21 protein-coding genes are annotated in these 24,768 nt (G+C 72.7%); 7 read left to right on the forward strand and 14 right to left on the reverse strand.

Annotation, left to right across the window (positions count from 1 at the left end):
- Positions 1-8 precede the first annotated feature (8 nt).
- Positions 9-1,160, forward strand: a complete 1,152-nt coding sequence (locus ABRP24_RS14630) for an acyltransferase (protein ID WP_349848956.1) — start codon at positions 9-11, stop codon at positions 1,158-1,160.
- Positions 1,161-1,281: 121 nt separating this feature from the next.
- Here the strand turns inward: ABRP24_RS14630 and ABRP24_RS14635 are convergent, their stop codons facing one another.
- Positions 1,282-2,463, reverse strand: a complete 1,182-nt coding sequence (locus tag ABRP24_RS14635; RefSeq protein ID WP_111056092.1) for a glycosyltransferase family 4 protein — start codon at positions 2,461-2,463, stop codon at positions 1,282-1,284.
- A gap of 29 nt (positions 2,464-2,492) precedes the next feature.
- Here ABRP24_RS14635 and ABRP24_RS14640 point away from each other — a divergent pair, with 29 nt between their 5' ends.
- Together ABRP24_RS14640 and ABRP24_RS14645 are read left to right on the forward strand one after the other, a co-directional pair.
- A complete protein-coding gene (locus ABRP24_RS14640) occupies positions 2,493-3,548 on the forward strand; it encodes a YbhN family protein (RefSeq protein ID WP_214523258.1) in 1,056 nt (351 codons plus the stop codon).
- Positions 3,549-3,605: 57 nt separating this feature from the next.
- Positions 3,606-4,748, forward strand: coding sequence for a glycosyltransferase family 1 protein (locus ABRP24_RS14645; RefSeq protein ID WP_349848959.1), 1,143 nt, complete (start codon positions 3,606-3,608; stop codon positions 4,746-4,748).
- A 25-nt stretch (positions 4,749-4,773) separates the two neighbouring features.
- Here ABRP24_RS14645 and ABRP24_RS14650 read toward each other — a convergent pair whose 3' ends face one another.
- The 5 genes from ABRP24_RS14650 to ABRP24_RS14670 form a co-directional block, all read right to left on the reverse strand.
- Positions 4,774-5,535 (reverse strand): glycoside hydrolase family 16 protein, encoded by a 762-nt coding sequence (locus ABRP24_RS14650; protein ID WP_071244221.1) that lies wholly within the window; start codon positions 5,533-5,535, stop codon positions 4,774-4,776.
- Positions 5,536-5,710: 175 nt separating this feature from the next.
- Positions 5,711-6,178 carry a 5-(carboxyamino)imidazole ribonucleotide mutase gene (purE, locus tag ABRP24_RS14655; RefSeq protein WP_035809140.1) on the reverse strand — a complete coding sequence of 156 codons (468 nt, stop codon included), beginning with the start codon at positions 6,176-6,178 and terminating at the stop codon, positions 5,711-5,713.
- A gap of 54 nt (positions 6,179-6,232) precedes the next feature.
- Positions 6,233-7,381 carry a hypothetical protein gene (locus ABRP24_RS14660; protein WP_349848960.1) on the reverse strand — a complete coding sequence of 383 codons (1,149 nt, stop codon included), beginning with the start codon at positions 7,379-7,381 and terminating at the stop codon, positions 6,233-6,235.
- 122 nt (positions 7,382-7,503) lie between these two features.
- Positions 7,504-9,477, reverse strand: a complete 1,974-nt coding sequence (locus ABRP24_RS14665) for a glycoside hydrolase family 6 protein (protein ID WP_301627972.1) — start codon at positions 9,475-9,477, stop codon at positions 7,504-7,506.
- Between the two features lie 205 nt (positions 9,478-9,682).
- The gene (locus tag ABRP24_RS14670) at positions 9,683-10,819 is read right to left on the reverse strand and encodes a 5-(carboxyamino)imidazole ribonucleotide synthase (protein ID WP_027466473.1); all 1,137 of its coding nucleotides are present in this window, start codon (positions 10,817-10,819) and stop codon (positions 9,683-9,685) included.
- A gap of 113 nt (positions 10,820-10,932) precedes the next feature.
- On the opposite strand from ABRP24_RS14670, the gene ABRP24_RS14675 reads away from it, so the two are divergent.
- A complete protein-coding gene (locus ABRP24_RS14675) occupies positions 10,933-11,451 on the forward strand; it encodes a GtrA family protein (protein WP_071244232.1) in 519 nt (172 codons plus the stop codon).
- A gap of 10 nt (positions 11,452-11,461) precedes the next feature.
- On the forward strand, positions 11,462-13,000 hold the full coding sequence (locus tag ABRP24_RS14680; RefSeq protein WP_349848963.1) for a DUF2142 domain-containing protein: 1,539 nt from the start codon (positions 11,462-11,464) through the stop codon (positions 12,998-13,000).
- Here ABRP24_RS14680 and ABRP24_RS14685 read toward each other — a convergent pair.
- From ABRP24_RS14685 to ABRP24_RS14700, 4 genes are all read right to left on the reverse strand, one after another.
- Positions 12,978-14,861, reverse strand: coding sequence for a hypothetical protein (locus ABRP24_RS14685; protein ID WP_214520475.1), 1,884 nt, complete (start codon positions 14,859-14,861; stop codon positions 12,978-12,980). The two genes, ABRP24_RS14680 and ABRP24_RS14685, sit on opposite strands and share 23 nt — an antisense overlap.
- Before the next feature lie 56 nt (positions 14,862-14,917).
- Positions 14,918-16,225, reverse strand: a complete 1,308-nt coding sequence (locus ABRP24_RS14690; RefSeq protein ID WP_349848965.1) for a UDP-glucose/GDP-mannose dehydrogenase family protein — start codon at positions 16,223-16,225, stop codon at positions 14,918-14,920.
- An 82-nt stretch (positions 16,226-16,307) separates the two neighbouring features.
- A complete protein-coding gene (locus tag ABRP24_RS14695) occupies positions 16,308-16,856 on the reverse strand; it encodes a PH domain-containing protein (protein WP_071244247.1) in 549 nt (182 codons plus the stop codon).
- A 4-nt stretch (positions 16,857-16,860) separates the two neighbouring features.
- A complete protein-coding gene (locus ABRP24_RS14700) occupies positions 16,861-17,661 on the reverse strand; it encodes a biotin--[acetyl-CoA-carboxylase] ligase (RefSeq protein ID WP_214525931.1) in 801 nt (266 codons plus the stop codon).
- A 74-nt stretch (positions 17,662-17,735) separates the two neighbouring features.
- Here ABRP24_RS14700 and ABRP24_RS14705 point away from each other — a divergent pair, with 74 nt between their 5' ends.
- Together ABRP24_RS14705 and ABRP24_RS14710 are read left to right on the forward strand one after the other, a co-directional pair.
- Positions 17,736-19,331 (forward strand): acyl-CoA carboxylase subunit beta, encoded by a 1,596-nt coding sequence (locus ABRP24_RS14705; protein ID WP_349848968.1) that lies wholly within the window; start codon positions 17,736-17,738, stop codon positions 19,329-19,331.
- On the forward strand, positions 19,331-19,585 hold the full coding sequence (locus ABRP24_RS14710; protein WP_051596908.1) for an acyl-CoA carboxylase subunit epsilon: 255 nt from the start codon (positions 19,331-19,333) through the stop codon (positions 19,583-19,585). Before ABRP24_RS14705 ends, ABRP24_RS14710 begins: the two co-directional genes overlap by 1 nt.
- Before the next feature lie 716 nt (positions 19,586-20,301).
- Here the strand turns inward: ABRP24_RS14710 and ABRP24_RS14715 are convergent.
- From ABRP24_RS14715 to ABRP24_RS14730, 4 genes are all read right to left on the reverse strand, one after another.
- The gene (locus ABRP24_RS14715) at positions 20,302-21,351 is read right to left on the reverse strand and encodes a hypothetical protein (RefSeq protein ID WP_027466467.1); all 1,050 of its coding nucleotides are present in this window, start codon (positions 21,349-21,351) and stop codon (positions 20,302-20,304) included.
- On the reverse strand, positions 21,348-22,601 hold the full coding sequence (locus ABRP24_RS14720; protein WP_349848971.1) for an ATP-binding protein: 1,254 nt from the start codon (positions 22,599-22,601) through the stop codon (positions 21,348-21,350). The genes ABRP24_RS14715 and ABRP24_RS14720 overlap by 4 nt, the downstream gene beginning before the upstream one ends.
- 5 nt (positions 22,602-22,606) lie before the next feature.
- Positions 22,607-23,326, reverse strand: coding sequence for a response regulator transcription factor (locus tag ABRP24_RS14725; RefSeq protein ID WP_301597583.1), 720 nt, complete (start codon positions 23,324-23,326; stop codon positions 22,607-22,609).
- Between the two features lie 176 nt (positions 23,327-23,502).
- A complete protein-coding gene (locus tag ABRP24_RS14730) occupies positions 23,503-24,762 on the reverse strand; it encodes a TRAM domain-containing protein (RefSeq protein ID WP_349848974.1) in 1,260 nt (419 codons plus the stop codon).
- Positions 24,763-24,768 lie beyond the last annotated feature (6 nt).

Genomic DNA, 24,768 nt, shown 5'->3' on the forward strand with positions numbered 1-24,768 from the left:
ATCGCCGCATGCGTGATCGCCCCGCGGGCCGCATCGGGTCGTTGGACGGACTCCGTGGCGTCGCCGCCGCCGTCGTCCTGATCCACCACGGACTCCTCGTGGTGCCGACGCTCTCCGACGGCAACAACGGCCAGCCGATCCCGGCGAACCGCGCCTGGCTCGTCGACACGCCCCTGCACGTGTTCTGGGCCGGCGGCGAAGCGGTCTTCGTCTTCTTCGTCCTGAGTGGTTTCGTGCTGACGCTCCCCGCACTCCGCCGCGCACAGGACTGGATCGCCTACTACCCGAGCCGCCTGCTCCGGCTCTACATCCCCGTGATCGCCTCGGTCGGCCTGGCGCTGGCCCTGTTCCTGCTCGTCCCTCGAACCACCGAAGCCGGGGCCTCGGGCTGGCTGCTCCGGCACGTCGAACCGCTCACCGCCGGCGGCCTGCTGGGCGACCTCACCCTGGTCGCGCCGACCCGACTCAACAGCCCGCTGTGGTCGTTGACGTGGGAGGTCGCGTTCTCCCTCCTGCTGCCGCTCTTCGTGCTCATCGCGAAGGCCACGCACCGGGTGTGGTGGCTCACCGCGATCGCGGCGCTCCTGCTCTCGGCACTCGGCCGGCAGTACCGCGAGGACTGGCTGATGTACCTGCCGATGTTCCTGCTCGGGTCCGCCCTGGCAGCCGGGTGGGAGCGGATCCCCGAGATCCGGCGTGGCCCGGGCTGGGTCCTCGCCGGACTGGCGGTGCTCGGCATCACGTTCGAGTGGTGGCTCCCCCGCTCCCTGGTCGGCATCCACGTCCCGATGGTGGTCGTCGCCTCGGCCGGGCTCATCGTCCTGCTGTGCGGGAAGTGGCTGCCGGCGGAACGCGTGATGCTCGGACCGGTCCCCCGGGCGCTCGGACGGCTCTCCTTCAGCCTGTACCTGGTGCACGAGCCGATCACGGTGTCGGTCGCCTACCTGCTGCCCACCTCGGTGCCGTGGCTCACGATGCTCGTGGCGATCCCGGTCGCCGTCGTGGTCGCCGGGCTCTTCGCCCGGCTCGTCGAGCTGCCGGCGCACCGGCTGGCCAAACGGGTCGCTCGGACGATCACCGCGCGACGCGGACGCGTCGGCGGCCCGCCCGCCCGCGCCGACGACGCACGGCTCCCGGACGACGACCGCCGCGCAGCCTGACGGGCGTCAGGTCCCGGGACCGGGACGCAACGACTCTGCGGGCTGGAGGCGCGTGACGGCGCCGCCACGCGCCTCCAGGCCGCCCTGTGGTCGCGTCACCTCGTCGAGGGGACGCTCCCGGCTACCGGGCGCGTGCGGCGGTGAGCAGGGTGCGGTACCGGTCGCCGACGGCGCCGACGGTGTGTGCCGCGGCGGTGTCGGCCGCGGCGCGGCCGAGCCGCTCGGCCAGCGCGGGATCGGCGAGCAGGCGGTCGATCGCCGCCGCGAGCGCGCGGGCGTCGCCGGGTTCGACGAGCAGTCCGTTCACGCCGTCCTCGACGACGTCGACGATGCCGGGGACCGCCGAGGCGACGATGGCGCAGCCGGCCGACATGGCTTCGAGGAGCGCCACCGGCAGGCCGTCGCGGTCGCCGTTGGCGGCCGGCACCGACGGGTAGAGCGCGATCGCCGCCTTCGCGTACTCGGACGCGAGCGCTTCCTTCCCCTGCGCGCCGAGGAACGTCACGGCCGAACCGGCACGGGCCTGCAGCTGGGCGCGCAGCGGACCGTCCCCGACCACGGCCACCTCGGTGGGCTGCTCGGCCATGCGGTCGAGGGCGTCGAGGAGGACGGTCGCGCCCTTCTTCTCGACCAGACGGCCGACGAAGAGCACCCGGCCGGGCACCCGGGTCTCGCGCTCGACGGCACGCGTGATCGGATCGAGGTCGACACCCATCGGGACGACGTGCACCTGGTCGTCACGGGCGCCGAGCTTCCGGAGTTCGCGCGCCATGTCGGTGCTCATGCAGGTCACCGATGCGGCGCTGCGGATGACGGACCGCTTGACGGCCTGGAGGACCGGGTGGCGCAGCGCGTACAGGTCGCCGCCCAGCGTGGTCACGACGCGGGGCAGGTCGCCGAGCACGACGCGGCCGACGGCTCCCTGCGGGATGATCCAGTGCAGCAGCGCGACGTCGGGCTGCGAGCGGCGGCGCTCTCGGCCCAGCGCGGCGGCCATGGACACGAAGAAGAACGGGACCTGCAGCCAACGGGACTTCTTCGCCCGCAGATTGTCGACGATCGCGCCGTCCGCCAGGTCACGCCAGCGCGACGGGAAGTAGCCGAACCGACGGACCTCGACGTCCCCGATCCGCTGGTGCGCGCGGGCACCCTTCGTCATCGGGGCGACCACCACCACGCGGTACTCGTCCGACAGTGCCGTCGCGAGGTCGAGCACGAAGCCGGGCGTGCCGTCGCCGGCCTCGGCGGGGAAGGTCGACGCAGCGACGAGCAGGGTCGGGCGGAGTTCCGGATCGGGTCGCATCCAGCGCGCTCCCTTAGAGTTGTCGGTCGATGGACGCACAACAGCCTACGGGGTCGGCCGCGGGGTCCCCGGACCCGCTCGACACCTCCGCCGACGCCGCGATCGGCGCCGTCCCGACGACCGGACGGCGGGCCCGTGTGCTCACCGTCGTCAAGTGGGTGGCGGCCGTCGTGGCCCTCGCGTTCCTGGTCTGGAGCATCGCGCGGCAGTGGGACGCCATCAGTCGCGACTTCGTGCGGCTCGACGCCGGCACGATCGTCCTCGGCGTCGCCGCGACGATCGTCGCCCTCGTGGCGAACATGCTCTCCTGGCGGGCCATGATGTCGGCGAGCGGGTTCCGGGTGCGCCTCGCCGCGGCGTCCTCGATCTTCTTCGTCGGGCAGCTCGGCAAGTACATCCCCGGCGGCGTCTGGTCCATCGCCGCCCAGGCCGAACTCGGGCGCGCACACGGCCTGCAGCGCACCGGCAGCGCCGTCGCGGCACTGGCGTCGATGCTCGTGAGCATGGTCACCGCGGCCGTCGTCGGGATCGTCGCGGTCCTGCTGGCCTCCTCCACCGGGTTCGCGACGTTCTGGTGGCTCATCCCGCTGATCGTGGTGGGGCTCGTCTGCCTGACCCCGCCGGTGCTCGGCCGCCTCATCGCCGTCGCGTTCCGGATCCTGCGTCGCCCCGCCCAGGACACCACCCTCACGTGGACGGGCACCGTCATGTCGCTCGTCTGGTCGCTCGTCATGTGGCTGGCGTACGGAGTCCAGGCGACCCTCGTGCTGCGGGTCTTCGGAGCCGACTCGCCCACGCTCTTCCCGGTGGCCGTCGGCGCGTACGCCGTCGCCTGGCTCGTGGGGTTCGTGGTCGTCATCGCCCCGGCGGGGATCGGGCCGCGCGAGGGCATCCTGGTCCTGCTCCTCGGCAGCGTGGCCGGTGGATCGGCACCGCTCGCCCTCGCCGTCATCAGCCGGGTCTTCATGACCATCGGGGACGTCGTGCTGGCCGGGGTCGGCGCACTGCTCGCGGCGCGCCACCGCCGGAAGACGGCCGCCGCCGCGCTGGGCGGTGGCGCTCCGGGAGCGCCCCGTGCCGACTGATAGGGTCGGCGTTCGGCCGCGCCGCGCGCACGGCAGCACCACGAGGAGGCGCACCACATGACAACGCTCCACGTCATCGTGGACCAGGTCGTCGCCCCGGTCCCCGGGGGCATCGGTCGGTACGCCGAAGAGCTCACCCGCCACCTCATCGAGCACGCCCCCGCCGGCTGCGAGGTGTCCGGCGTCGTCTCGGCGGTGGGCCGCGACGAACTCACCCACATCCGGACCCTGCTGCCCGGGCTCGCCGACCTCGTCCGGCTGCCGCTCCCGCGCCGCGAGCTCTCCCTCGCCTGGCAGGGCGGGATCGTCGGCAGCCTGGCGAAGGGCATGGTGCACGCCCCGAGCGTGCTCGCCCCGTTGGTCCGGCACGACCGTTTCCAGGACCCGGGCCGGCAGACCGTCGTCACCGTGCACGACACGGTCCCGTGGACCAACCCCGAGACCCTGACGCCGCGCGGCGTCCACTTCCACAAGGCGATGGTCAAGCGTGCGTGGAAGCACGCCGACGCCGTGGTGGTGCCGACCCACGCGGTGGCGAGTGCGCTCAACGAGATCCACCGGTTCGACGACCGGCTCCGGGTCATCGGCGGAGCGCCGAGCGGGCGGCTCCGGCTGCCCGTCGACGCCGATCTCCGCGCCGAGCGGCTCGGGCTGCCGGAGCGGTACGTGCTGGCCGTCGGCACGCTCGAGCCACGGAAGGCGCTGGGATCCCTGATCGAGGCGATGGCGCACCCCGACGCGCCGACGGACATCCCGCTCGTCATCTCCGGCCCGGACGGTTGGGGCGACGTCGACGTGTACGGCACGGCGGAACGAGCCGGTCTCTCGCGTGACCGGGTGAAGGTGCTCGGGCGGATCGACGACGCCGACCTCGCCGTGGTCTACGACCGGGCCACCGTGTTCGTGTTCCCGAGCCTGGCCGAGGGGTTCGGTCTGCCCGTCATCGAGGCGATGAGCTTCGGCACCCCGGTCGTGCACTCGGACGACCCCGCCGTGTCCGAGGTCGCCTCCGACGCCGGTGTCACCGTCGCCATCGGTCCGAAGGAGTCCTACCCGGAGCGGCTCGCGCAGGCCGTCTACCAGGTGGTCAACGACCCCCTGCTCGCCGGGCAGCTGGCCGTCGCCGGCCCCGATCGCGCACGCATGTACGACTGGAGCGATTCCGCCGCCGAGACCTGGCAGCTGCACGCCGACCTCTGACGGTGTGCAGCTGCCCGTCCGGCGGTCAGCCCGTGTACGAGTAGGTCGTGACCCAGTCGATGTACAGGTGGCCGACCCCGCCCCAGTTGCCCACCTGGAACATGTAGCGGTGCGCGGTGGTCGGGACGTCCCTGGTGACCGTCTTGATGACCTTCCCGTCGAGCGAGTACGACACGGACTTCCCGGGGATCCACTCGATCGAGTAGGTGTGCCACGAGCGCCACGTCGTCCCGGTGCTCAGGCTGGTCGCCGTCGCTTCACGTCCGGGCGTCATCGAGTGGTGGTGCAGCATCGGTGCGGACTCGAAGTTGGCCTCCGGGTAGTCGATCTCCCCGTCCGACCACTTGTCCGACGTCGGCCACAGCATGAAGGCGGCACCGTTCCCGTTGCCGCCGGCGGCCATGGCGCGCACCGTGAACTTCCCGCCCTTGTGTCCCCACGCGCCTGTGGGCGAGCCGAACGTGCCGGCTGACCCGCGCTTGCCGTCGAGACGGACGTCCATGTTCCCGTTGATCGCACTGATCTGCGTCCCCGAGTAGTACATCCCGCCCGTCCCGTCGGGGTAGGGCTGCCACGACTTCGCGTAGGACGCGGCGAACTTCCCCTTGGCCGCCGCGGTCGTCCGGAAGTCCTCGCGGAACGTCTGCTTGAACTTGCCGATGTTCCCGACCGGCGCGGAGGTGTTCGCTGCTGAGGCGGCGCTCACCTGACCGAACGGCCCGGCGACCAGCACGACTCCCAGGAGCACGACGGAGAGTGCGGCTCTCGTGATCGCGCGATTCTGCATGAGCTGTCACTCCCTGACATGACGATTCGCACCCGTTCCCGTGGGTGCCGGACGGCCGGCCCTCGGCCGTCCGGGGTCCACGGTAGTTGCGTTGTCCATCCTGCGCGGGGGGTTGACTTCGCCAGGGCGTCCCCAGTACGAGGGGTGCCGAACGGTACGGGGAGCGCAGCGGACGTCAGAGGGAGTCGCGGAGGCGCGCGGCCTTCTCCTCGACCAGGCGCTCGAGTCCTTCGGCGTACTCCGTGAGCCGCGCCGCGACACCGGGCTCGGAGGACCCGATGATCCGCGCGGCGAGCAGCCCGGCGTTCGCGGCGCCGTTGATCGCCATCGTCGCGACCGGGATGCCGGCCGGCATCTGGACGATCGACAGGAGCGAGTCGAGTCCGTCGAGCCGTGCCAGCTGGACGGGCACGCCGATCACGGGCAGCGTCGTCATCGAGGCCACCATGCCGGGCAGGTGGGCAGCCCCACCGGCACCGGCGATCACGACACGGATGCCCCGCTGGGCGGCACCCCTGGCGAAGCGGTTCATCTTGTCGGGCGTGCGGTGCGCGGACACCACGTCCGCCTCGAACGGGATGCCGAGCTCGGCGAGGATGTCGGCCGCGGCCCGCATGGTCGGCCAGTCGGAGTCCGACCCCATGATGATCGAGACGAGCGGCTGTGCTGGGGCTGCGGAGTCGGTCACACGCCGAGCCTAGCCGAGCAGCACCCGCCGCCAGGTGTCACCGTCACGGCCGATCGTCCGCGCGTCGCGGACCCACCGCTCGGCCCGTTCGTCGGGCGCCCCACGCTCGACCGCGCCGCGGACGGCTACCCGCCAGGCGTCGACGTCGTCGGGGACCCCGACCGCTCCGTACCGCTCGGCCACGGCGTACGACGGCCGGTCGGAGACCACGGCCGGCAGCCCGAGTGCCGTGTACTCCAGGAACTTCAGGTCGCTCTTCGCGCGGTTGAACTCCTCGTCCCGCAGCGGCGCGACTCCCGCACGCCAGCGCGCGCGGTGGGCGACGAGCCAGCGGGAGAACGCCGGGTAGTGCCCGTCGGGCACCTCGATCCGGCGGAACCAGTCGGCGTCGCCGTCCTCGGTGACGCCGATGACCTCGAGCCGGATCGGGGTGCCGTCGGCTGTGGCCAGGTCGGCGAAGACGTCCCGGAGCAGTTCGAGGTCGGCGGCGTGGGTGAGCGTTCCCATGTACAGCACGCGGTGCTCGCCGGCCGGCCGTTCGTCGTCGTCCTCGGTCGCGCCGGAGGTCCACAACCCCGGGTCGAGGGCGTTCGGCACGACCACGACGTGCCGGGCGACCGGACGCACCACCTCGGCGAGCTCCGGCGTGCTCACGATCACGGTGTCGGCGCCGCGCACCAGGGCGTCGATGGAGGCCAGGCGGTCCGGGTCGTACTCGGCACGGGCCAGTCGTGCCCGGCCGGACACCGTGAAGAAGTCGTCGTCGACCTCGGCCACCACCCGGATCCCCCGCCGCGCCGCGGTCTCGAGGAAGGGCTGCACGACGGTGCGCGGCAGGACGTCGCGCTGCACGAGGACCGCGGTGTACGCGGTGGTGTCGGCGCCAGCGACGAAGGCCACGGGATCGACCTGTCGGACCTCGGCGGCACCGGCGTCCGACAGGTGCTCCACCCGGCGCACGACGCGGACGTGGGCGGACGCGGGGTGTGCACCGCCCCCGCCCGCGACGACGTACCCGAGGACCGGCAGCGGCACGGCCCGAGTGGCCGTCGCCTGCTGCTGCTCGGGCGGACGCTCGTGCTCGGCATCTGGACGCGGCGCACCGACGACGGCGCGGCGGAGCCGACGGACGGCCCGGCGGACGAGATCACGCGGCATGGCGCCATTCTCCCGCACCCGCCGGACGGTCGCAGCCGCACCCGCCCAGGCGACCGCTCCGCTCGCCCTCGTGGTCGCGGTCGTGGTCGCGGTCGTGGTCGTGGTCGCGGTCGCGGTCGCGGTCAGCGCACCTGCACCGTCGCGCAGCCCAGCGACGTGTCGCCGCCCTTCCCGATCCCGACCGCGGTGAGGCACACCGATCGCTTCCCGGACGCGACCGGCACCGACCCGGTGAACCCGTGGTGCTCGCCGCCGCCGTGGACACGGTCGACGTCGCTGCGCTGCCGATCGGCGACGAGACTGCCGACGACCCGGCCGCCGACGCTCACCCGGACCGTGACCGGACGCTGCACGGCGTCCCGGTCGAACGCCCACCCCCGGACGCTGACGCGGCCAGCCGATCCGGACGACGCAGATTCGCTCCGGCCGACCGGGGCCGCGACGGGCACCGTGACGCTCCGGCACGGGCTCGCCGTCCGGTCCGCGCCGCCGTCGATGTTCCGGGCGATCGCGCACACGGTGTGCTTCCCCGCCCCCGAGGCCACGATCTCGGCGAACCCGTGCGCGGGACCGGCGCCCCAGGTCCGGTCGACGTCCGCCCGGGCCCGACCGGCGGACCGGGACGCGACGACCCGTCCGTCGACCGTGAACGCGACCGTGCTGGCCGTGTCCGGAGCGTCCCCGTCGAACGCCCAGCCCGTCACGGCGACGCCACCGACCGCGACGGTCACCGACTCGAGGCCGACGTACGGGTCGTGCCGGAGGGCACGCACCTGCACGCACCCGAGCTCGGCGTCGGACCCCGCGCCGATGTTCACCGCGGTGACGCAGACCCGGCGGAGGCCCTCGGCGGCCGGCACCGCGGTGTCGAACCCGTGGGGCTCCCCGACGCCGTACGCCGCGTCGATGTCCGGGCGGGTGCGGTCCGCGCTCAGCACGCCGGCGGCGACACCGTCCACCGTCGCCCGGACCCGGACCGGCTGCGTCGGGTCGTCCTCGTCGAAGGCCCAGCCGCGCACGCGGACTCCTCCGCCGGCACCGACGACGGCCTCGAGCGCACCGCGCGGGGCCAGGTCGGCGGTGGGCACCCCGAGCCGGGCGTTCGCGACCAGCGCCTGCGCGTAGGAAGAGAACCACTTGCCTGCAGCCGGGGCACCGTTGCAGGTGCCGTCGCTCGCGCCGGGGGTCTTCACCCACAGCAGGGCGTCGAGCGCCGTGCCGTCGGACACCACCCGGGGCGAGGTGCCGAGCCCGGCGCCCGGCCCGTTGCACCAGGTTCCGCGCCAGCCCTGCCCGTTGCGCGAGGTGTCGATCACGTAGTGCGAGCCCCCGGTCGCGGCGGACACCTTCTGCGCGTACGCCTGCTCCTGCGCGGTCGGGTAGTAGTTCGCGACGTTCGTGAAGAACCCGCGGGCCTGCTGCACGCCCGCACTGTTCAGCCGCGACGCCATCAGCGCCGGCTGCACCCAGTTCGAGTTGCCGGCGTCCAGGTAGGCGGGGACCCCTGCGGCGGTCAGCCCGGCGACGGTGCGGGACAGGATGCGGTAGCGCTGCTCGTCGAGCGCGGTGCTGCACTTGGCGTTGCTGAGCATCGCGAGCGAGTCCGGTTCGACGATGACGGCTGCACGGTGCCCGGCGAGAGCCGCGGTGACCTGGTCGACCCAGGCGTCGTAGGACCGCTCGTCGAAGCCCCCGGCGGAGTACCCGCCGCAGTCGCGGTCCGGGATCGCGTAGAGCACGAACACGGGGGTGGTACCGGACTGCTCGGCCCCCGTGAGGGCGGTGCTGATCGTCTTGGTCAGCTGCGTCCCCTGGCTCCAGTCGCCGAGCCAGGTGGCGACGGGGTGGCCGGCGATGGTCCCCGCCGCAGCGGCTCCGGCCGGGTCGGTGGCGGCGAGGGCAGCCTGGGCCTTCGCGGCCTCGCTCGTGGGCGACCGGTACGGCCCGGCTCCGTAGAGCGACGCGGACGTGGCCGAGCGGATGGTGGCGGCCGAGGTCGCTGCGGACGCGGACGCGGTCGGCAGCAGGCCGGCGACGGCTGCGACGAGGGCGACGGCGGCGCCGCAGACGGCGGCACGGCGCGGACGGCGGCGCATGGGGACTCCCTGGACGGTGGGCACGGACCGTTCCAGGGGAACACGCGGTCCCGACCCCCGCCAGCCTCCCGACCGGGTGCCACCCGAGGGGGTGTCCGCAGAGCGGCCGACAAGTGCGTCCCGCACCCGGGACGCTACGGGAGGCCCGTGGCGGCGTCGCCACGAGCCTCCAGTGACGTCATCCGGTCACGTCGGTGACGCGACCTCAGTCGTCGAAGTGCGCTGCGGCCGCGCGGGCGCGGTACACGACGTCGTCGACGTCGTCACCGAGCACCGTGACGTGCCCGATCTTCCGGCCGGGCCGGGGCGCCTTGCCGTAGAAGTGGTACTTCGCCTCGGGGAAGGCCTCGAGCGCTGCGGGGTACCGGGCGGCGAGGTCGCCGTCCGCGGGTCCGCCGAGCACGTTCACCATGACGGACGCCGGGGCGAACGAGCCGGTGGCTCCGAGCGGCAGGTCGAGGACCGCTCGCAGGTGCTGCTCGAACTGGCTCGTGGTGGCACCGTCGATGGTCCAGTGCCCGGTGTTGTGCGGACGCATCGCGAGCTCGTTGATCAGGATGCGTTCGTCGTCGGTCTGGAACAGCTCGACGGCCAGCACGCCGGTCACACCGAGTTCTTCGGCGATGCGGACGGCGATCGACTCGGTCAGGTCGGCGATCCGGCCGGCGCTGTCCGGAGCGGGTGCGATGACCTCGGCGCAGACCCCGTCGCGCTGCACGGTCTCGACGAGCGGCCAGGCGACGACCTGCCCGGAGGGTCGGCGTGCCACGGACTGCGCGAGCTCGCGGGTGAAGGGGACGAGCTCCTCGACCAGGAGGGCCTGGTCGCCGCCGGCCTCGGCCACGGCGATGAACCAGTCGTCGACGTCGGAAGCGTCCGAGACGACCCGGACGCCCTTGCCGTCGTAGCCGCCCCGCGGCGTCTTGACGACGGCTCGGCCACCGTGCTCGGCGAGGAAGGCACGGAGTTCGTCGGGACCGTGCACGGCGGCCCAGTCGGGCACCGGCAAGCCGAGTTCGCTCAGCCGGCGGCGCATGGTGATCTTGTCCTGGGCGACGGCCAGCGCGTCCGGACCGGGGTGGACCGCCACGCCCGCGTCGACCAGGCTGCGCAGGACGTCCTGCGGCACGTGCTCGTGGTCGAAGGTCACGACGTCGACCTGCCGGGCGAACTCGAGCACCGTGGCGGCGTCGTGGTAGTCGCCCTCGGCGGTGGCGGCGATGCCTGCGGACATGCCCGGCCCCTCGGCGAGCACCCGGATGTCGATCCCCAGTTCGACCGCGGCCGGCACCATCATCCGTGCCAGCTGTCCCCCACCGATGACCCCGACGCGCAACGCCATGCTGTGTGATCCTTCCGGCGTTCCCACCGCATGGTGTGAACGCGTTGTCTACAATCGCTGTTCGGGTCGCGCTCTGCACGACCGGTCACAACTCTACGGATCCTGGAGGGCTCGTGCGGCGCCTCATCGCCCAGCTGGCACGCTTCGGCGTCGTCGGTGCCGTCGGCTTCGTCGTGGACACCACGGTGTTCAACGTGCTGCGGTCGACCCTGCTGAACCCGGAGGACGTGCACTCGGGACCGTTCTGGGCGAAGGTGGTCTCCACGACGGTCGCCATCTTCGTCAACTGGATGGGCAACCGGTACTGGACGTTCCGCGAGCAGCGACGGGCCGTTGCCACCCGCGAGGGTGTCGAGTTCGTCGTCGTGTCCCTCGGCGGCATGGTCATCTCGCTCGGCTGCCTCGCCGTCTCCCACTACGTCCTCGGCTTCACGTCGGCGCTGGCCGACAACGTCTCCGGCAACGTCATCGGGCTGCTGCTCGGCACCGTGTTCCGCTTCTGGCTCTACAAGGTGTGGGTCTACCACCCGGAGCGCGTCGGACGCACCGGACCGGACGAGCGCGCCGGAGCCGACACCGTCGAGGACGCGACCGTCGCCGCGACGACCCGGTCCGAGGCGTCCGGCCAGTAGTCTCGGAGCGATGCAGCACGCACCGCACCCCCTCGTCACCCGGGCGGAGGCCCTGCGGACCGCGGTGCTGACCGCCGCGTTCGGCCTCTGGCTCGTCCTCTGGGCGCTCGTCGTCCCGGCGTTCCAGGCACCGGACGAGCCGGCCCACTTCGACGCCGCCCTGCACGTTGCGACCGGCTCCGGGTGGCCCGACCCGGGCACCCTGCACGTGTCGAACGCCGTCGGGGCCGCGCAGCAGGAGCAGGCCTCCGGGGATGCGTCGTCCTGGTCGACCGTCAGCGCGCTGCTGCAGGAACACCCTGGGGACTCCGGGACGGTGAACCAGATGACCCAGCACCCCCCGACGGCGTACCTGGCGGACGCCGCCGTGCTCCGGGTCCTGCACCACGGCTCGCTGCGCTGGGACCACGCGCTCGTCGCCCTCCGGCTCGTCGACGCCGCGCTCGTGACCCCGCTCGCGCTGCTGACGTGGGCAGCGGTCCGCCGCCTGACGCGCTCGCCGCGCGCGGCACTGTTCGGCGCCCTCGCCCTGTTCGCCGTGCCGCAGCTGGCGTCCGTCGGCGCGTCGGTGACGAACGACGCCCCGGTGCTCCTGCTCGGTGGCACGGTGGTGTGGCTCGCGACCCGGCTGCTCACGGGCGACCTCCGCCGCCGGACCCTGCTCGCCCTCGCCGTGGCGCTCGGACTCCTCGTCGCGACGAAGGGCACGGGGCTGCCGGCGATCCCCTTCGTGGCGCTCGTGGTGCTCGTCGCGGGAGCGGGCACGCTGACCGGTGGTGCACGATCCCTCCGGACGGCCGCCGCACTCGTCGTGGCGGGGGCGATCGGTTCGTGGTGGTGGGTGCGCAACCTCCTCGTGTTCCACACCCTGCAACCCGACGGCTACGCCGCGATCCGGCCGGACCGTCCGTTCCCGGCGGGTGAGCACCCGTCACCCGGGCACTTCCTCGACGTCAGCTGGGGAACGCTCGCGCGGACGTTCTGGGGGTCCCCCGGGCAGCGGGCGCAGGTGAGCATCGGTGACACCCTGACCGCCGTCCTGACCGCCGTCGCACTCGTCGTGCTCGTCGGCTGGGCGTTCCGGCGCGGACCCACTCTGGTGCCGGCGGTGTGCCTCGCGGTGTTCCCCGGACTCCTGCTGCTCCTGCAGACGGCGAGCAGCGCCCGGGCGTACCTGGACACGACCGAGGTGGCCGGCACCCAGGGCCGCTACCTGTTCCCCGCACTCGTGTGCCTCGTGGTGCTCAGCGCCCTCGCGTGGCGGCGGCTCACGGGGCCGGGCGCCGGACGGACCGTGCTCACCCGGTCGCTCGCCGTCGCGCTGCCGGCGGTGGGGCTCTGGGGGCTCTCCGTCGTCAGCGCCTGGTTCTGGAACGCCGCCGACGGCCCCCTGTCGGCGACGAGCGTCGCGCGGTACGGGGCCACCGGTCCGGTGCCGTTCGCCGTGGTGCTCCTGGTCGCCATCCTTGTCGCCGCCGGGATCACGGTCGGCGTGGGCGGGGTGTGGCGGCCGTGGCCCGTCTCGGTCAGCGCTCGGCGACCTGGATGACGTCCACCGAGCAGGACTGCTGCGGGGCGCCCTTGGCGTCCGAGCAGACCTGGTAGACCGGGAACGTGCCGACCACCGGTCCGATGGCGGAGTAGTCGCGGACCTGCGGGTCGCGCGGGTTCGTGTAGTTCAGGAAGTACTGCACGTCCGCTTCGCGGAGCAGGCCGACGAAGGCCGGGTCCTGGTAGTCGTACGCCTGCCCGTCCTCGCCGTACATCTGGGCACCGAGCCGGAACGCCACGAGCACCGTGTTGCGGGTGTTCGTGCCGAGGATCCTGCTGCCGGCGGGGATGACGTCGGACGCCAGGAGCGCGTCGACCAGCGGCTCGTCGGGGTGGATGACCTCGCCGAGGACCTGTCCGGCCGGGATGCCCGACGGGCGGACCTCGTACGTCGAGAACGGGGCGCGGACACCGTTCACGTTCTGACTGTACGAAGCGACCACGACCAGCACACAGCCGAGGACGGCGACGACCTTGCGGATGCGTCGACCGCGCCGCACCGTGCGCCAGAAAGTGGGCAGCAGGGCTCCGGCGACGAGCACCGAACCCGTGAAGAGCGGCAGGTAGTACCGCGCGTTGCCACCCAACGACTCCACCGTCGCGATGCCCGCGTACCCGAGCAGGTACACGCCGGAGAACAGCCCGACGATGCTCGTGAAGACGAACCGCCGGTAGTGCACCACCCCGGCGACGGCCGCACCGACGAACACCACCCCGATGGCCAGGGCGAAGGGCGCGAACGAGCCGATGCGGGTGAAGTAGAAGGGCAGCGCTTCGAGGCGCTGCTCGACGTAGTACCGGACCTTGCCGACGAGCGTCGTCGTGCTGCTCTCGTCGGGCTCGGCCGCGACCGGTGTGCCGGCAGGCAGCCGGACCGGCAGCTCGCGCTCGGCGGTGTACACGCCGGCCTCGTACAGCGACGGTGTGCGGTCCTCGTTCGGCGACACCGCCAGCCCGTTCGGCGGCGCGGGGATCCGGACCTCCTGGTAGTCCTTGCCGGACGAGTCGGAGAACTTCTTCGAGACGTTGACCGTCAGTGACGATCCGAGCTCGATGCCACCGAACTTGGCCGACAGCGCCCCCACCCAGGGCGCGGAGAACAGCACCGCCGTCAGGAGCGCGACCACCGGCAGCAGCAGCGACCGCGGTTCTCGTGCGTCCCGCCGGTCCTGGAACCACCGGACGAGCGCCCACGACGGCACCACCACGAGGAACACGGGGACCAGGAACGCCTTCGTGCAGTACCCGATGGCGCACACCAGTCCGACGACCGCCGCGGCCACGACGATGCGCCGGACCGAGCCGTGCCAGGCGCGGTCCGCCGCGAGCAACGACCACACGAAGAGCAGGCCCCACAGCAGCACGAGGGTGTCCGGCGTCTGCAGGGCGACGTTCGCCAGCATCAGCGGGGCGGTCGCCACGATCGACCACGCGGCGGTCCAGCCGTTGCCGGTCGTCCGCAGCAGCAGCCACGCGCCGACGCCCATCACGGCGGTGCTCGCCGCCAGGTTCACGATCGCGAACGCCGTGCTCGGTCCGAACCCCATCACCATGAACGGCGCCATCAGCCAGGAGACCATCGGGGACCAGTAGCCGTTGACCGCCTCGGCCCAGTGCCCGCCGGCGTACTGCTCGGCGATCGACATGTACGAGATGCCGTCGATGTTGGTCACTTCGAGCCGGGTGCGGTAGGCCACGACGCCGACCAGGACCGCGGCGACGAGCAGCAGCGCAGCGTTGGCCAGGATCGAGGAACGCGACGGGTGCCGCCCCTCGTGGAACGCGCCGAACCGACGACGGTGACGCTCCCGCTCCCGCGTCCGTGGTCCGGCCGCGTGCGCGACAGCACGTGGCGGCACGGTCGTCCCCGTGTCTGTGTCCGCAATGCCCGTGCTGCCGCCCCCCGGGATGATGCTCAGCGCCCCATGCCGCGGTACGTGAAGCCCGCCGCGGTCCAGGCGTCGCGATCGAGGCAGTTGCGGCCGTCGATGACCACGGGTGACGCCACGAGCGCGGCGGCGGCGGTCGCGTCGAGCTCGCGGAACTCGGTCCACTCGGTGAGCACGAGCACCAGCTCCGCTCCCCCCAGTGCCTCGGCCGCGCTCTCGACGTAGTCGAGCTCGGGGCGCACGCGGCGCGCGGTGACGACGGCCTCGGGGTCGTACGCCGAGACGACGGCGCCGAGTTCGTGCAGGCGGGCCGCGATGTCGAGGGCCGGCGAGTCGCGGACGTCGTCGGAGTTCGGCTTGAAGGCCAGGCCGAGCACCGCGACGCGCTTGCCGCTGACGACCCCGCCGAGCAGCTCCTGCGCCAGCTCCACGACGTGGGCGCGACGGCGCAGGTTCGTGGCGTCGACGTCGGCCAGGAACGCCAGGGACTCCCCGACGCCCAGCTCGTTCGCCCGCGCCTGGAACGCACGGATGTCCTTCGGCAGGCAACCGCCACCGAAGCCGAGGCCGGCGTTCAGGAACTTCCGGCCAATGCGGGCGTCGTGGCCGATCGCGTCGGCGAGCGCCGTGACGTCGGCACCGGCGACCTCGGCGATCTCGGCCATCGAGTTGATGAACGAGATCTTCGTGGCGAGGAACGCGTTGGCGCTGATCTTCACGAGCTCGGCGGTGGGCAGGTTGACGACGAGTCGGGGCGTGCCGGTGGACAGCGCCTCGGCGTAGACCTCGTCGAGGGCGGCGACGGCCTGTTCGCCGCCCTCGCCGTCGGGCACGCCGTAGACGAAGCGGTCCGGCGCGATGGTGTCCTGCACGGCGAAGCCCTCACGCAGGAACTCGGGGTTCCAGACGAGGGTGGCACCGGGGACGGCTTCGCTGACCTCGGCGGCCAGGCGTGCGGCGGTGCCGACCGGCACGGTCGACTTGCCGACGACGAACTCGCCCGCGGACAGGTGCGGGGTGAGCGCGGCGACGGCGGCGTCCACGTAGGTCAGGTCTGCGGCACCGGTCGGACCCTGCGGGGTGCCGACGGCGAGGAAGTGCACGCGGGCGCCGGCGACCTCGGCCATGTCGGTAGTGAAGCGGATCCGACCGGACTCGAGGGCCTCGGTCAGGATCTCGGGCAGGCCCGGCTCGAAGAAGGGGGCCTCGCCCGCAGCGAGCCGCTCGATCTTGGTGGGGTCGACGTCCACGGCGACGACCTCGTGTCCGAGTTTGGCCATGGAGGCGGCGTGCACGGCACCGAGGTAGCCGCAGCCGATCACTGAGATACGCACGTCGAAGACGGTACCGGTTTCTCGCCGAACTCTCATCACGGCGCCGCAGCGACGCCCGCGGCGACGCCCGCACCGGCCGGGGTCAGGCCCGCACGTCACCCCACGGCGGACGGTCCGGACCGCCGACGATCTCGTCCCAGTCCGGCTCACGGTGCCGGCGCCTGGCCTCGTACGCCTCCACCAGGTCGTGCAGGACGGCGACGACGAGGTCGGCGTGCGGCACGTCGGCGAGGACCACCGCCGGGTCGTCCCCGGGGAACACGAGCACGTCGCCAGAGCGGAACAGCCCCTGCAGCCCGCGGCGCCGCACGGTGACGTCGTAGCCGCGGGAGTGCAGCAGCTCCCGCCGCGTCCGCGTGCCGAGTCCGTTGACCACGACCAGGCGACGGGTGGTGACGACGTACCGCTCCGACATCCAGCGGAACAGCGGGACGGCGCCGCCGAACACGACGAGCACCACGACGACGAGCGCGACGACGGCGTTCAGCCACGCCAGCTGCGCCTGGAACACGCCGAAGCCGAACCCCCCGGCCGCGGTGACGAGCACGACGAACACCGCCGGGCGCACCAGCCGACGAGCGTGCGGTCGCAGGCGCGCGACGACACGTTCGGGCGGGGGCTCGGCGGTCATGCCGTCATGCATACCGCAGGTGGGTGACGTCTCCCACCGCGACGCCCCTGGTGCGCCCCGCCTGGTCCCGGATCGTGATGCGACCGGCGTCGTCGATGCCGGTCGCGTCGGCCTCCTCGACGGTGCCGTCCGGCAGCTCGAGGCGGATGCGGCGACCGATGGTGCCGCACGCGGCGCGGACGTGGGACCGGACCGTCTCGGCGGCGGGACCACCCGTGACCAGGCCGGCCACCGCCTCCAGGACGGACCGCAGGAAGGCGGACAGGACCGCGTCGGCCAGGGCGGGTGCGTCGTCGACCGCGCCGGCGAGCAGGAGCGAGGTGGACGTCGGGGTGGGCAGCCGATCAGCCGGGATCGTCAGGTTCACGCCGGCCCCGACCACGACGCTGCCGTCGGCGGCGACCTGGCAGAGGATCCCGCACACCTTGTCCCCGGCGACCTGCACGTCGTTCGGCCACTTCACCACGACGTCCGCGCCGGTGGGGAGCACCGACGCGATCGCGTCGCGCATGGCCGCGCCAGCCACCAACGGCAGCCAGCCGCGGTCGTGGTCGTCCAGGTCCGCCCGGACGAGCACGCTGGCGGCCAGCGTCTCACCGGCCGGAGCGGTCCAGGTGCGGTCGAGCCGACCCCGGCCCGCGGTCTGGTGCAGGGTCGCGAGGACGCTGCCGTGCTGCTGCTCCGGAGCGGCGGCGAGCAGGTCCGCGTTGGTGGACCCGGTCTCGGCGGGGGCGGTGATCGTCGCGCCCGCCGACCGGACCGCCTCGCTGGTGGCGGGGAACGACGGCGACGGGGATGTGGACATGCACGCAAATGTACGGGCAGGAACCGTGGGGGTCCTCCAACCGGCAGCGTCCCACCCGCCGGTAGGGTGAGCGGGTGACTTCAGGAGACACCCCCGATCTGTCGACGACGGCCGGCCGGCTGGCCGACCTCCGCGACCGGTACCACGAGGCCGTGACCGCCGCGGGCGAATCCGCCATCGCCAAGCAGCACGCGAAGGGCAAGGGCACCGCGCGCGAACGCATCGAGCAGCTGCTCGATCCGAACTCCTTCGTGGAGTTCGACGAGTTCGTGCGCCACCGCACCACGTCGTTCGGCATGGACGCCAAGCGCCCCTACGGTGACGCGGTCGTCACCGGCGTCGGCACGATCCACGGGCGCAACGTCGCGGTCTACGCCCAGGACTTCACGGTCTTCGGCGGGTCCCTCGGCGAGGTCGCCGGCGAGAAGATCATCAAGGTCATGCAGCACGCGCTGAAGACGGGTGTGCCGATCATCGGCATCCTCGACTCCGGCGGCGCCCGCATCCAGGAAGGCGTCGTCGCGCTCGGCAAGTACGGCGAGATCTTCCGCCTGAACACCCAGGCTTCCGGCGTCATCCCGCAGCTCTCCATCGTGATGGGCCCGGCGGCCGGCGGTGCGGTGTACTCCCCCGCGCTCACCGACTTCGTCATCATGGTCGACAAGACCAGCCACATGTTCGTCACCGGTCCGGACGTCATCAAGACCGTCACGGGCGAGGACGTCGGCTTCGAGGAGCTCGGTGGCGCCCAGACGCACAACGCGGTCTCCGGCGTGGCCCACTACCTGGCCGAGGACGAGACCGACGCGCTCGACTACGCGCGCTCGCTCATCGGGTTCCTGCCGGACAACAACATGTCCGACCCGCCGGCCTACGACGTCGCCCCGGAGCTCGAGACCACCGACGCCGACCACGAGCTCGACCTCGTGATCCCGGACTCGACCAACCAGCCGTACGACGTCACCACGATCATCGAGCACATCGTCGACGACGGTGAGTTCCTCGAGGTCCAGCCGCTCTTCGCGCCGAACATCCTGATCGGCTTCGGCCGGGTCGAGGGCCGCACGGTCGGCATCATCGCGAACCAGCCGCAGGCGATGGCCGGCACGCTGAACATCGACGCCGGCGAGAAGGCCGCCCGCTTCGTGCGGTTCTGCGACGCCTTCGGCATCCCGATCCTGACCCTGGTGGACGTGCCCGGCTACCTGCCCGGCACCGACCAGGAGTGGACCGGCGTCATCCGCCGCGGCGCGAAGCTGCTGTACGCCTACGCCGAGGCCACCGTCCCGCTCGTCACCGTCATCACCCGCAAGGCCTACGGCGGCGCGTACATCGTGATGGGCTCGAAGCAGCTCGGTGCCGACATCAACCTGGCGTGGCCGACCGCCGAGATCGCCGTCATGGGCGGCCAGGGTGCCGTCAACATCCTGTACCGCGCCGAGATCAAGCGCGCCGAGGAGTCCGGCGAGGACGTCGCCGCGGTCCGCACGAAGCTCGCGAACGAGTACACGTACAACGTCGCGTCGCCCTACCTGGCAGCCGAGCGCGGTGAGCTCGACGGCATCATCCAGCCGCACGCCACCCGGGTGTCGGTGATCAAGGCCCTCCGGTCGCTGCGGGGCAAGCGCGCCACGCTGCCCCCGAAGAAGCACGGGAACATCCCGCTCTGATGGGGCGCCACGCAGCAGCCGTCCCCTCGGACGAACCCGCCTCGGTGGCGGACGTCCGGGTGGTCTCCGGCGACCCCACGCCCGAGGAGCTCGCCGCCGTGGTGGCCGTCCTGCAGCGGCAGGCCGACGAAGCCGCAGCGGCCGGACGCGCCGCCGTGGTCGTCGAGCCCCGCACGGGGTGGGACGCCGCGGCCCGCGGACTGCGCCGCCCGCTCGACCACGGGCCGGGTGCCTGGGGCCGATCGCTCCGCTGATGTACCCCTGGTGCGCACGCGACCGGAACGGTTGCAGGGCGCACTTCCCGGTCGGTATCCCCTCACTCGGGGGACACGATCAGCGAATACGGACCGGAACTGCCGGAATTGTCCCCCATAATGACGACTGACATGCAGCTCGTGCGTGGGCATAGTAGTTGGTGTTCGGTGTCCTTCAACGAAAGACATCGCAGGACGGTGGCCGACTAGGGTACGAAGCCACCGCCCGCTGCGAGGCAGGGCGACATTCGGGTTGTCGCTCAGCCTCGGGTCGTGAACGGGCCGGTCGGTATCCGACCGGCCCGTTCCCCGTTTCCGGGGCGTGTGGCGGCTGCGGGCGGGTGCTGCAGCGGCTGTCGGGGCGGGGCCGATGCCGACGCGGAACGACACCGTCGACGTCGTACGACACCGACACGGTCGCTTCCGCGCGTTCGCAACAGTTGCGCGCGGGTCAGAGCGACACCGTCGACGTCGTACGACAACGACATGGTCGCTCCCGTGCGCGCGCCAGCCCGGCGCACCACGTGACGGCCGGGAGGCCCGTGCCGGGGCCGCCACGGGCCTCCCGGCTGTCCCCCATCGCGTCCAGCGCCGCCCGCACGTCCGGCGCACCACGCACGTCCGCAGCGCCGTCCGCACCACGTTCGCGACGATCCGCCTGTCGATCACGTGGTGCATCGTCGCGGAACGCGCGCGCGTGCCGCGCTCAGCGCGCGCTACGCCGGCTCGTGCCGCGGGATCTCCAGCCAGAGTGCGACGGAGTCGTCCTCGTCACCGTCGTCGTCGTCCAGCCCCGCTCCGAGCGCCGCGGACTCGCTGGCCGCGCCGTCGAGGCGGAGTCCGACGACGGTCACCGCGGAGTCGGACCCCTCGCCGACCGTCCGCACGATGACGTTGTCGGCGTCGCGGGCCTGCCGGAGCGCCTCGGCGACGCGGGCGTGGATGCGGCGGATGTCCGGGGCGTCCAAGTCGTCGAGCCCGCCGTCGTCGTGCAACTGCACGGTCGCGCCGCGGCGACGCAGGCGCATCACCTCGTCGCGGACGTCGTCGGACAACAGGGACCGGCCCCGGATCTCGTCGCGGATGGCCTGCTCGAGGTGCAGGCACTCGGCACGGTCGGCGTCGTCGAGGTCGCCGCAGGAGTCGATGATGCGCTGCAGCATCGGCAGGGCCATCCGGGTGGTCTGGCTCAGCCGGAACTGCCGCTCGAACACGTGGGCGTCCTGCGCGGCCTGCCAGTCCGCGGTCTCCTGCTCGGCGAGGACGAGCTCACGGGTGTTCCGGATGGCGCGGCTCATCGCGGCGGCGAAGACCGTGGCGATCGCGACCCAGGCGACGCTGCCGACCACGCCGAGCCCACCGAGCGAGCCGAGACCGGCCCAGGCGACGGTGTACACGGTCAGGAACAGCACGCCGGCCCATGCGAAGGGTCCGCGGCCGCGCACGACGAGCACCACCATGAGTGTGCCGATGGCCGCGATCCACCAGGTGGCGGACCCAGGACCGCGACCCTCGACGAGGACGGGGGCGGCGATCACCGGCATCACGATCGCGGTGGCGAGCGAGAAGCAGGCCGTCCAGACCGGCAGGACCCTGCCGGGGACGAAGAGTGCCAGGCCGGTGGCCGCGGCGTACAGGACCATGCAGGCGATGATCGGGGCGACCTGGTCGACGCGCGGCAGCGTGGCAGCGGCGAGGACCAGGTGGTAGACGGAGAACAGCGACGCCAGGCCGAGGGCGATGCTCGCCGGCAGGGAGACCTTCATGCGGTCGTCCTCGCGGCCGGCGACCACGTCAGCACGATGCGGGTGCCCTCGCCCGGTGCGGTGTGCACCTCGGCGCGACCGTCGACGGTCGCGACCCGCTCCACGATGGAGCGACGGACACCGAGCCGTTCGGCGGGGATGGCCGCGACGTCGAACCCGCGGCCGTCGTCACCGACCTCGACGAGCACCCCCTGGCCCTGCTGCTCGATGCGGACCCAACGGGAGACGTCAGCGTCGCCGGCGTGCTGCACGCTGTTCACCGCGGCCTGCAGCGCCGCCGAGGCCAGCGCGTCGGCGACCGACGCGGGCAGGCGGACCGACCCGGTCGGCGTCGGGACGAGGCGGACCGGGGCGGGCAACGCACCCACCCCCTCGCGGATGCGCGCCCGGAGTTCCCCGAGGGCGACCGGCGCGACGTCGCCGGGACCGTCGGTGGCCGCTGCCTCGAGGTGGTCGATCGCGTTCCGGGCCATCCGCGCGGCGAGGGTCTTGGCCTCGAGCGTGTCGGCACGGGCGGCGGAGAGCAGCGTCGTGAGCACGCTGTCGTGCACGATGGCGTCCACCTGGACCCGCTCGACCTCGGTGGCGTGTTCCCGGATGGCGAGCGAGTACCGCCGCACGGCCGTGGACTGCGCCGTGTCGACCGACGTGGCCGCACGCCGCAGCACCACGGCGATGACGAGCACCGCACCGCTGAGCAGCGCCGTGTAGACACCGTCGAGCAGGACGGCGAGGACCCCGACGTCGCCGCCGAGCGGGCTGAGCCGGATGACGACGTACACCGCCGGCACGAGCGCGGTGTAGACCGTCGCACGCCACGTGGCGAAGCCCATCGCCGCCGCCGTGCAGCCGACCGTGCAGAACCACCACGGCCACGGCTGCTGCGCCGACGGGATGGGCTGCTGCACGGTCGCCGTCCACGTCACGAGCACGACGAGGAACAGCAGCGCGCAGACGATCTGCGCCAGCTGCGCGACCCGCTGCACGAAGGCCGAGACCCCGATGAACACGAACGACGCCGCGAGGGCGAGCATCAGCGTCGGCCCCCAGAACGGGTCGAGGTACGGCAACTGCTGCAGGACCGCGGGCGCGTCGACGATGCCGAGGCCGATCGCCGCCATCGCGAGGAGGATCGCGAACGCGCGCTCGACCGACGCCTGCGTGATCGAGGCACGGACGCTGCGCGCCGGATCGGCGCCGAACGGCGCCGGTTCGACGACCGTCCGCGCCGACTCAGCCGCGGTCGCCATCCGTGTCAGCGACCGTCGCCGTCGGGGTCGATGCCCGAGTCGAGTCCGGGGAGGATCCCGTCCTCGACGGCTCGACGCAGCAGGTCGACCTTCGTCGGGGCCGGGCGACCGACCTCGACGTACTTCACACGGATCCGGTCGAGGTACTCACGGGCCGTCGAGTAGCCGATGCCGAGCTGCTGGGCGGCGAGCTTGAGCGGGAGACCCGAGGCGTAGAGGTGCAGGATCTCGCGCTCGCGGCGGCCGAGCTGCGCCTTCGCGAAGTCGCGGTCGGCGTCGATGGCGCTCGCCCACTCGAGGTTGTTGAGCACGTCACCGCGTGCGACGGTGGCGACCGCGGCCATCACGGTCTTGGTGGCCGAGGACTTCGGGATGACGCCTGCAGCCCCTGCTGCGAGCGCCTCACGCACGTTGGCGACACGGTCCGCGATGGAGTGCACGAGCACCGCCGATCCCGTCCCCTGCACGCCCTTGACGTTCTCGGTCACGGTCGAGCCGTCACCGAGGGACAGGTCGAGGACGACGACGTCGACCTCTCGCCCGCCGAGGTTCTGGACGTACTCGGGGACGCTGGCGGCGGTGAGCACCACCTCGAACCCCTCGTTCTGGCACGCCGCCTGGATCCCGAGTCGGACGGACTCGTGGTCGTCGACGATCGCGACCCGGACCGGCCTGGTGGCCGCCCCTGACGTCTCGGTGCTGGTGGTTGTCGTTCCTGCTGCCACAGTGGCCTCTCGTTCCGATGCGCGACGCCGGCCCCTGAAACCGGAGTGCCATCAACGACCCAGGATACCCAGCCCGGACTCAGGTGCGGGGCTTCTGGGCTGCGCCACGCTGGCCGGTCCGCCGATTGGTGGACACCCCGACACGCAAGGACCCGGCCTCGCGCGACCACCGGACCTCAGCGTGCGGGGACCAGGCGCGCGACGGCTTCCAGGTGGTGGGTGTGCGGGAACAGGTCGAAGGCCCGCAGTGCTTCGAGCCGGTAACCGAGGTCGGCGAACGTCGCGACGTCGCGGGCCAGCGCCACCGGGTCGCACGCCACGTAGACGACCTGCTCCGGCTGGAGCGCGGCGATCTGCACGACCACGTCACGACCGGCACCGGCGCGGGGCGGGTCGAGCACGATCGTGCCGGCGCGGAAGCGGTCCTTCTCGGCGCGCGAGGCGTTCGCCACCGTGTTCGTCAGCCAGCGGTCCACGCGGCCGGTCTCGGCGCGGGCGCCGAGCCACTCGGACAGGTTCTCCTGCGCGTGCTCGGTGGCACGGGCGGCGCTCTCGACGCTCGTGATGCGCGCCTTCGGGCCGACCAGGTCGCCGAGGGCGGCGGCGAGCAGGCCGACACCGCCGTACAGGTCCAGGTGGGTGCCCTCGGGGTCCAGGCGGTCGCGGTCGACCAGGTCCTGCACGGCCTCGGTGAGCACGGTCGCCGCGGCGCGGTGCACCTGCCAGAACCCGTTGTCGTCGACCTGGAACGTGCGCTCCCCGACGACCTCGGTCACCACGGTGGGCTTCTGGTCGTCGATGACGAGCCGCGCACCCTCGGAGCCACTCGGCGCGAGGACGTCGATGACCGAGGAGCCCGGGAGCGCGCCGCGGCCGAGCGGGGCGCTCTGCTGCACGACGGCGGTCGCGAGCGGCAGGCCGGTGACCGGGATGACGGAGTGGGAGCGGGCCGCGAACGGGCCGGCGGTGCCCTGCTCGTCGACGTGCAGCCGGACGCGGGTGCGCCAGCCGAGGCCGTTCGCCGCGTCGTCGCCGGGCGCGGCCTCGACGACGACGTCGTGGCCGAGCACCTCGGCGAGGTCCATCCGTGCGAACCGCGCGAACGAGTCGACGAGGACGTCGTGCTTGAGCGTGCGCTGGTGTGAGAGGGCGATGTGACCGAACTCGGCACCACCCGGGCGCGTCTCGGGGTCACGCTCGAGCGCGGCCTCGGGCCAGACGTGGTCGACGCGGTGCTCGCTCGGCGTGATGACGCTGACCGTGTCGGCGCGCCAGAACGACTTCTTGCGGTCCTCGGTCACCCGGGCGACGACGCGCTCCCCGGGGATCGCGTCCGAGACGAAGACCACCCGTCCTTCGTGTCGTGCCACCGAGATGCCGCCGTGGGCGATCCCAGTGACGTCGAGTTCGAGCAGCGTGCCGACGGATTCACCCATGGTGAG

Source organism: Curtobacterium sp. WHRI 8282, assembly GCF_040223925.2.
GTDB lineage: Bacteria > Actinomycetota > Actinomycetes > Actinomycetales > Microbacteriaceae > Curtobacterium > Curtobacterium flaccumfaciens.